Source organism: Cryobacterium sp. M96, assembly GCF_002929845.1.
GTDB lineage: Bacteria > Actinomycetota > Actinomycetes > Actinomycetales > Microbacteriaceae > Cryobacterium > Cryobacterium sandaracinum.
In genome coordinates this window covers 97,261-104,887 of the sequence record NZ_PJJS01000043.1, presented here as the reverse complement: position 1 = coordinate 104,887, position 7,627 = coordinate 97,261, and the positions used below count along the sequence as shown (strand labels likewise).

At 69.8% G+C, this 7,627-nt stretch carries 5 protein-coding genes, 2 pseudogenes and 1 riboswitch; of the genes and pseudogenes, 1 reads left to right on the top strand and 6 read right to left on the bottom strand.

Annotated features, from left to right (window positions below):
- Positions 1-157: 157 nt before the first annotated feature.
- Positions 158-2,353, bottom strand: a complete 2,196-nt coding sequence (locus CXY79_RS16425) for an ABC transporter ATP-binding protein (RefSeq protein ID WP_233191329.1) — start codon at positions 2,351-2,353, stop codon at positions 158-160.
- A 145-nt stretch (positions 2,354-2,498) separates the two neighbouring features.
- Here CXY79_RS16425 and CXY79_RS06735 point away from each other — a divergent pair.
- Positions 2,499-2,675 (top strand): annotated as a pseudogene (locus CXY79_RS06735) (ATP-binding cassette domain-containing protein); the annotation flags it as partial.
- Between the two features lie 132 nt (positions 2,676-2,807).
- Here CXY79_RS06735 and CXY79_RS06730 read toward each other — a convergent pair.
- The 5 genes and pseudogenes from CXY79_RS06730 to ribD all read right to left on the bottom strand — a co-directional run bounded on the left by CXY79_RS06730 (position 2,808) and on the right by ribD (position 7,370).
- A pseudogene (locus CXY79_RS06730) lies at positions 2,808-3,893 on the bottom strand (MFS transporter).
- Between the two features lie 94 nt (positions 3,894-3,987).
- The gene (gene ribH / locus CXY79_RS06725; RefSeq protein WP_104100365.1) at positions 3,988-4,458 is read right to left on the bottom strand and encodes a 6,7-dimethyl-8-ribityllumazine synthase; all 471 of its coding nucleotides are present in this window, start codon (positions 4,456-4,458) and stop codon (positions 3,988-3,990) included.
- Positions 4,455-5,717 (bottom strand): 3,4-dihydroxy-2-butanone-4-phosphate synthase, encoded by a 1,263-nt coding sequence (gene ribB / locus CXY79_RS06720; RefSeq protein ID WP_104100364.1) that lies wholly within the window; start codon positions 5,715-5,717, stop codon positions 4,455-4,457. The genes ribH and ribB overlap by 4 nt, the downstream gene beginning before the upstream one ends.
- On the bottom strand, positions 5,714-6,346 hold the full coding sequence (locus CXY79_RS06715) for a riboflavin synthase (protein WP_104100363.1): 633 nt from the start codon (positions 6,344-6,346) through the stop codon (positions 5,714-5,716). The genes ribB and CXY79_RS06715 overlap by 4 nt, the downstream gene beginning before the upstream one ends.
- A 7-nt stretch (positions 6,347-6,353) precedes the next feature.
- Complete coding sequence (gene ribD, locus CXY79_RS06710; RefSeq protein WP_104100362.1) at positions 6,354-7,370, bottom strand: bifunctional diaminohydroxyphosphoribosylaminopyrimidine deaminase/5-amino-6-(5-phosphoribosylamino)uracil reductase RibD; 1,017 nt, start codon at positions 7,368-7,370, stop codon at positions 6,354-6,356.
- Positions 7,371-7,468: 98 nt separating this feature from the next.
- Positions 7,469-7,600: riboswitch (FMN riboswitch) on the bottom strand.
- Positions 7,601-7,627: the final 27 nt, after the last annotated feature.

Genomic DNA, 7,627 nt, shown 5'->3' with positions numbered 1-7,627 from the left:
CATGCTCAGCCTCGGCGGCCACAAACCAGTGCTCCCCGGCCGGGATTAACCCACAGAAGCAGCAGGAGAGCCGAGATTTTGGCTAGATCGGGTGTTTCAGGCCCAAAACTGGCGGTTTCGACTGAATTCTCCGTCGAATTGGTTCGGGCAGCCCAGGCTAAACGAGCAGCTGGTGCTTGGCGAGCTCGCGGTAGAGCGGCGTCGAGGCGACCAGCTCGGAGTGCGTACCGGTGCCGATGACCTGACCGTGGTCGAGCACCACGATCTGGTCGGAGTCGACCACGGTCGACAAGCGGTGCGCGATCACGATCAGGGTACGGTCCACGGCGACCGCGTCGATCGCGGCCCGCATCTTCTGCTCGTTGACGCCGTCGAGACTCGAGGTGGACTCGTCCAGCAGCAGGATGGGCGGCGCGGCCAGCAGGGCGCGCGCGATCGCCAGCCGCTGGCGTTCGCCGCCGGAGAGCATCACGCCGGACTCGCCGACCGCCGCGCCCAGCCCGGCCGGGTCGCGCTCGAGCACCTCGGAGAGGTTCACGGCGTGCAGCACGGCGATGCACTCCTCGTCGGTGGCGTCGGGCGTGGACAGGGTCAGGTTGTCTCTCAGCGAACCGGCCAGCACGGGGGCGTCCTGTTCGACGTAGCCGATCTGCGAGCGCAGCGCGGTGCGGTCGAGGGTGCGGATGTCCAGTCCCCCCATGCGCACAACGCCTCCGGTCGGGTCGTAGAAGCGCTCGATCAGGGCCAGGATGGTGCTCTTGCCGGCACCGGACGGGCCGACCAGGGCGGTGCGCTTGCCGCGCGGGGCGTCGAAGGAGACGCCGCGGAGCACCGGGCGGGGCTTGCCGGCGGCGTCGGCGTCGCTGCGCTCGGTCGCCCGTTCGGTCGCCTGCTCGGCAGCATGGTCGGCCGCGGCCGCGGAGCGGTCAGCGGCCGCGAGATCTGCCTCGACGAGGTCGGGCTCGGCCAGCACGGCCTCCATCACGGCCGGAACCACGATGGCGGTCTCGAGCACGAACGGAGCCGCGACGGCGGTCTCGATCATCGCGTTCTCGGCGGCGACGAGCTCGGCATCGGAAGCCGTGTGAGCGGAACGCCCGGCACCGGAAAGAGCGGCGGAATCCGCCGACGCGGCCGCAGCAGAGCCGATAGTCCCCGCACCGGCTGCGGCGCCGGCAACACGGCCGACACCGGCAGCACCGGCCTGCGACCCGGCCTGCGACCCGGCCTCCGCACCCGCGGCATCCGTCGCTGCCGAGGCGACCAGGTAGCCGAACTGCACGTTCTCGAACGAGATCGCCGGGGCATCCGGCCGCACCGACTCGTTGGCGGCGCCGACCGTGATGGCCAGAGGGGCGATGTCGCGGTCGAACTGGTCCTCGGTGGGCAGGTCGATGATCTCCTGGATGCGGCCGAGGGCGCCGAGCGCGGCGTTCACGGAGGTGATCGCGCCGAACGCCTGGCCGAGCGGCACGATCATCAGAAACAGGAACAGGATGAACGCGATCAGGTCCGCGATCGTGATGGTGCCGCTGGCCACGCGGAAGCCGCCCACGCCCAGCACGACCAGGAACGACACCTGCATGGCGATGCCGGCGATCGGCACGACGAGGGCCGAGATCCTCGCGACCTGGATGCCCATCCGCCAGGCGCCCTTGGCGTCCTCCTCGACGGCGGCGATCTCCCGGTCGGTGGCGTTCGAGGCACGCACGGTGCGCACCGCGCTGATGGCGCGCTCGACACTGGCGGCGAGGTCGCCGACCTTGGCCTGCGCGGCGAGGCTGGCGGCACGGATGCGCTGCGACAGCAGTGTGACGGTGACCACCGACACGGCGATCACCAGTACCGTCAGGCCGAGCAGCACCGGATCGATCACGAGCATGGCGATGAGCGCGCCGACGAACGTGAGCGACCCGCCGATCGCCTCGACCAAACCCTGGGTGAGCACGGCCCGCAGCAGCGTGGTGTCCGACCCCACCCGGGAGACCAGGTCGCCGGTGCGGCGGGTGTCGAATTCGCTGATCGGAAGGCGGAGCATCCGCCCGATCAGTTTGCGGCGGCTGGAGAGCACGACGCCCTCACCGGTGCGCTGCAGCAGATAGTGCTGGTAGCCGCTGATCAGGGCGGAGATGACGACGAGTGCGACCAGCGCCCACACCAGGCTGCCGAGCGCGTCACCCTCCTGCACGATGGTGATGACCTGGCTGACCAGGAGCGGCTGGGCGAGGCTGGCGAGGGCGCCGAGGATGCTGAGTACGATGACGAAGCCGAGCACCTTCTTGTGCTCGAGCAGATACGGGACCAACTGGCTGAACGTCGCGCGGGGTCCGCCGGCATCGTCGCGGCGCCCCATCCGGCCGAGGCGACCGCGACCGGCCGTGCGACCGGCCGTGCTGGTGGGCGGGCGGGCGGCGGAACGGGGGTTGCTGGGGGTACTCACTGAATGATCTTAACCGCATCCCGCTTGGGATGGGCCCGGCGGTCTCCAGCAGGGAACCGTGCCGGAGCCCGTCGTCGTGGCCCGAAATCTCGTCACGAGGCACCAGGATTTCGCCGCCGTGGACGGCATCTCCTTCGAGGTGGCGCCCGACGAATCCTTCGGACTGCTCGGCCCGAACGGGGCCGGCAAGTCCACCACCATGCGCAGGCTGGGCGCCGTCTCGACCCGCACCGGCGAGACCTCTGATCCTGCTCGGCCTGGCCTTCACGACCCGGCGCCTGCGCACCCTGTTCCTCGACTGACCCGGGTCTCGACAGGTTCGACCACCGGTGGTCGAGAGCCGGTCGAGAGCCAGCCGAGAGCCAGGTCAGTGGTCGATGTCGATGTCGCGGGTCTCGCGGCTCAGCAGCAGGGCGACCAGGGCGATCACGGCCATCACCGAGAGGTAGACGCCGACCCAGAACGGGCTGCCCTCGCCGAGGGTCCACAGCCAGATCGCGATGAACGGAGCCACCGCCGCCCCGAGGATCGAGCTCATGTTGTACGCGAAAGCGGAGCCGGTGTAGCGCACGCTGGTCGGGAACAACTCGGGCAGCAGCGCGCCCATCGGCCCGAAGGTCATTCCCATCAGCGGCACGAAGAGCAGGCCGAATCCGATGATCGCCAGGGTCACGAAGATCAGGGTCTTGCGGCGCCCGTGCCTGTCGGCCCAGGGGCCGGAGGCCAACGTGAACACGCCGAAGAACAGCACGTAAGTGGCCAGCATGATGAAGGTGCCGAGGATCAGCTGGCGCCAGTGCGACCGGAACACGGCCGCGAGCGGCAGTTTCTCCACACGCTTGGTGGCGACGACCTGTGTGAAGGCGTCGGATTCGACTAGGCGCGGGCGTACCCAGAGGCCGACGACGACCATCACCGCGGAGAAGAGGAACGGGATGCGCCACGCCCACTCGAGGAACGCGTCCGAGGGGCGGGTCGGGTCGTCAGCGGGTCGGGTCATCACCGGGCAGGGCCAGTGCGATGGCCAGGAACAGGCCGTTGGCGATGATGAAGCCGAGCGGGGCGCCGACCTGCGGGAACGTGCCGTACCAGGCGCGCTTGCCGACCGGGGCGTTCTCGGTCGCGACCAGCGCGGCGCCGGACCACTCCCCGCCGAGTGCGAAGCCCTGGGCGAGGCGCAGGACCACGAGCAGGTCCGGCGTGAGCCAGCCGATCATGGCGTAGGTGGGCAGCACCCCGATCAGGAAGGTCGCGATGCCCATGGTCAGCAGTGCCCCGACGAGAGTGGCCTTGCGGCCCCTCTTGTCGCCGAAGTGGCCGAAGACCAGCGCGCCGATGGGGCGGGCCACCATGGCCGCGCCGAAGACGGCGAAGGACGCCGGCAGCGCCGTGGTCTCGTTTCCGGTCGAGAGTACAGGTGCGGGAAGTCGAGAAGGGCGGCCGTTTGTGACAGCCGCCCTTGCACCCTACGTCCGGAGTCTCGGCTCCGCTAATCCTCGGCCCACGCTCCGGAAACGATACGGATGCCGCCGCATTATGGTCGTGTCTTACTCGCGCAGCTTCTGCAGCAGCTGAGCGGTCGCGATGGCCGCCGCGGCCGCCTCCTCGCCCTTGTCCTCCTTCGAGCCGGGCAGGCCCGCCCGGTCCAGGCCCTGCTGCTCGTCGTCGAGGGTGAGCACGCCGAAACCCACCGGCTTGCCGGTGTCCAGCGCCACCCGGGTGAGGCCATCCGTTGCCGCCGACGACACGTACTCGAAGTGCGGGGTGCCGCCACGAATGATCACGCCGAGCGCGACAACCGCGTCGGCGCCGTTGTCGAGGGCCACCTTGCATGCAACCGGCAGCTCGAAGCTGCCGGGAACCCGCACGAGCGAGTAGCGGGCACCGGATGCCTCGAGCACCCGGGTCGCACCGGCGATCAGCCCGTCGGTGATCACGTCATGCCAGCGTCCGGCGACGATCACGATGTCCAGCCCGGTTCCGTCGATCTCGATCTCCGGGGAGCCTGCTCCGCTCATAGTGCGATTCCTTTCAGCATGTCTGCTTCTGTGATGTGGTGGCCCATCCGGTCGCGCTTGACGGCCAGGTAGTCCTGATTGTGCGTGCCGACGCCGACGACGAGCGGCACTCGCTCGGTCACGGTGATGCCGTGCGCCTCGAGCTGGCGCACCTTCTCCGGGTTGTTGGTCAGCAGCCGCACGGCGGACAGGCCCAGGTCGTGCAGGATGGCCGTGGCGGCGCCGTAGTCTCGGGAGTCGGCGGGAAGGCCCAGCGCCACGTTGGCGTCGAAGGTGTCCAGGCCGTCCTCCTGCAGCTTGTAGGCGCGCAGCTTGTTGATCAGCCCGATGCCGCGGCCCTCCTGGCCGCGCAGGTAGACGACGACGCCGCCGAGCTCCTGAATGGTCTCCAGGGCGGCATCCAGTTGAGGCCCGCACTCGCATTTGAGCGAGCCGAACGCCTCACCGGTGAGGCACTCGGAGTGCACCCGCACGATCGCGCCGTCGGCGGGGGTGCCGGAGACGATGGCCACGTGGTCGGCGCCGGTCATCCGGTCCCGGTAGGCGCGCACCTGGAAGTAGCCGTGCCGGGTGGGCACCGTGGTCTCCACCTCGAAGTCCACCCGCGGCGATTCGAGGATCGGGCTGACTGTGGGCAGCTCGGTGTCGGTGTGGAACTCCTGCAGGTAGGCGATCAGGTCCTTGATGGTGATCACCAGCACGCCCTCGCGCTCGCCGAGGGCGAGGAGCCCGGGCAGGCGCATCATCTCGCCGTCTTCGGCGACGATCTCGCAAATTCCGGCGACCGGTACGAGGCCGGCCAGTTTCATCAGGTCGACGGCCGCCTCCGTGTGGCCGTCCCGCTCGCGCACACCGCCATCCCTCGCACGCAGCGGCATGATGTGGCCGGGCCGGTGCAGGCTGGACGGCGTCGAGGCCGGATCGGCCAGCACGCGCAGGGTGTGCGCGCGGTCGGCCGCGCTGATCCCGGTGCTGAGCCGGTCGGCCGCGTCGACCGACACCGTGTAGTTCGTGCCGCGGGGGTCCTCATTGTTCGGCACCATCACCGGCAGATCGAGCTTGTCGGCTAGGTCGTTGGTCATCGGCGCGCAGATGAAGCCGGAGGAGTACCGCACGGTCCAGGCGATCCACTCCTGCGTGGCCATCTGGGCGGAGATGATCACATCGCCCTCATTCTCACGGCCCTCGTCGTCGGCGACGATGACCGGTTTCCCGAGCCGGAGGGCATCCAGCGCGGTAGGAATGTCGGCGAGGCTCATGAGTGGCTCCTTTTCGATCCGGCGTCCGCCAGGGCGAGCATGCGCTCCACGTGGCGGGCCAGGATGTCGGTTTCAATGTTGACGTGATCGCCGATCGTGCGCTGTCCCAGCGTCGTAACGGTGAGGGTTTCGGGGATGAGAGAGACTTCGAACCACTGGTCCGGTTCGCTCGCCGGGCTGATGTTGCTGACGGTCAGCGAGACGCCGTCCACGGCGATGGAGCCCTTGCCTACCACGAGCGGGGCGAGTTCGGCGGAGAGGCTGAACCGCAGCACCCGCCAGGCCTCACCGGGGGTGACGGCCAGCAGGGTGCTGGTGCCGTCGATGTGGCCCTGCACGATGTGGCCGCCCAGGCGGTCGCCGACGAGGGCGGCGCGCTCGAGGTTGACCGGGCTGCCGGCGCGGGCGGCATCGAGGGTGGACATGAGGAGGGTCTGGGCCATCACGTCGGCGGTGAAGGTGTCGCCGGTCCGCTCCACCACGGTGAGGCAGACGCCGTTGACCGCGATCGAGTCGCCGTGGCCGGCGTCGGCTACGACTCTCGGGCCGCGGATGGTGAGGCGGGCGGCATCCGTGGATCGCTCCACCTTCTCGACCTGGCCGAGTTCCTCGATGATTCCGGTGAACATGATTGTCCTATCTCGGCCGGGCGACGACGAGGAGGTCGTCGCCGAGTCGGTCGTAATGGTCGATGGCCAGGCGGCGCTGGTCGGTGATGCCGGCCACCCCGATGTCGCCCAGGGCGAGCCGGGCGCCGCCGAGCAGCGTGGGCGCGAGGTACACGAGGTACTCGTCGACCAGCCCGGCCGCGACGAACGCACTGGCGAGAGTGGGCCCACCCTCGATGAAGGCGTGACGGATGCCGCGCCGGTGCAGGTCGTGCAGCACGGCCAGCAGATCGTCGGTGGCGAAGAAGAGGGGCGGATGCGGGTGGGCGCGGAGGGCGGCGTCGTTGGGGATGCCGCGGGTGCCGATCACGACCGGCACCGGCTGCGTGGGCAGAAGCTTTCCAGCGGCGTCGCGGGCGGTCAGGGCAGGGTCGTCGGCGAGCGCGGTGCCGGTGCCGACGAGGATGGCGCCGGCTGCCGCGCGCCGCCGGTGCACGTCCTGCCGGGCCTCCGGTCCGGTGATCCAGCGGCTGGTCCCGTCGTCGGCCGCCGCGCGCCCGTCGAGGCTCGACGCCCACTTGAGCGTCACGAACGGGCGCCCGAGACGGGCGGCGACGAGCCAGTCGGCGAGGAATGGTTCGACCTCGTCGGCGAGCAGCCCGCCGGTGACGTCGATTCCGGCGCCGTGGAGCCGGTCGGCCCCGCCCGAGGAGCCGACGCCGGGGTCGGCGACGGCGTAGACGACCCGGCGGACGCCGGCGTCGATCAGGGCGAGCGAGCAGGGGCCGGTGCGGCCGGTGTGGTTGCAGGGTTCGAGGGTGACGACGGCGGTGGCACCGCGGGCGGCGCCGGCGGCGAGCCGGCTCAGGGCGACAACCTCGGCGTGGGGGGTTCCGGCGCCGAGATGCCAGCCTTCGGCCAGGACCTGCCCGGAATCGTCGAGGAGAACACAGCCGACGCGGGGGTTCGGGCCTGTGGCCGGCCCATTCGCGGCCAGCGCGAGCGCACGCCGCATGGTGGCCTCGAGCGCCGCTTGGTCCGTCATTCCCGTCCTGTCCGTTGGTGCAACGAACTCCGGGTTTTCGGTGCGGCGAACACCATGTGGGTTGCGAAACCCGCCGACCGACCGGAATGGTCCATCGACTCGTGCGCCTCTCATCCGGACTTTAACCGTCGGTGCTGGAATTTCACCAGCTCAACCGTTCCGCTTTGGGAGCGGCACGGGTCGCGGACTTTCACCGCCGGTTCGGACTTACACCGACCCCGGAGCACGTTTCATATAACTACTACTAGTTATATCCC

Bases quoted from the DNA above. Each gene is read 5' to 3' on its own strand.
- CXY79_RS16425 (WP_233191329.1), bottom strand. From the start codon at position 2,353: ATGGGGCGCCGCGACGATGCCGGCGGACCCCGCGCGACGTTCAGCCAG.
- ribB (WP_104100364.1), bottom strand. From the start codon at position 5,717: ATGAGCCTCGCCGACATTCCTACCGCGCTGGATGCCCTCCGGCTCGGG.
- ribH (WP_104100365.1), bottom strand. From the start codon at position 4,458: ATGAGCGGAGCAGGCTCCCCGGAGATCGAGATCGACGGAACCGGGCTG.
- CXY79_RS06715 (WP_104100363.1), bottom strand. From the start codon at position 6,346: ATGTTCACCGGAATCATCGAGGAACTCGGCCAGGTCGAGAAGGTGGAG.
- ribD (WP_104100362.1), bottom strand. From the start codon at position 7,370: ATGACGGACCAAGCGGCGCTCGAGGCCACCATGCGGCGTGCGCTCGCG.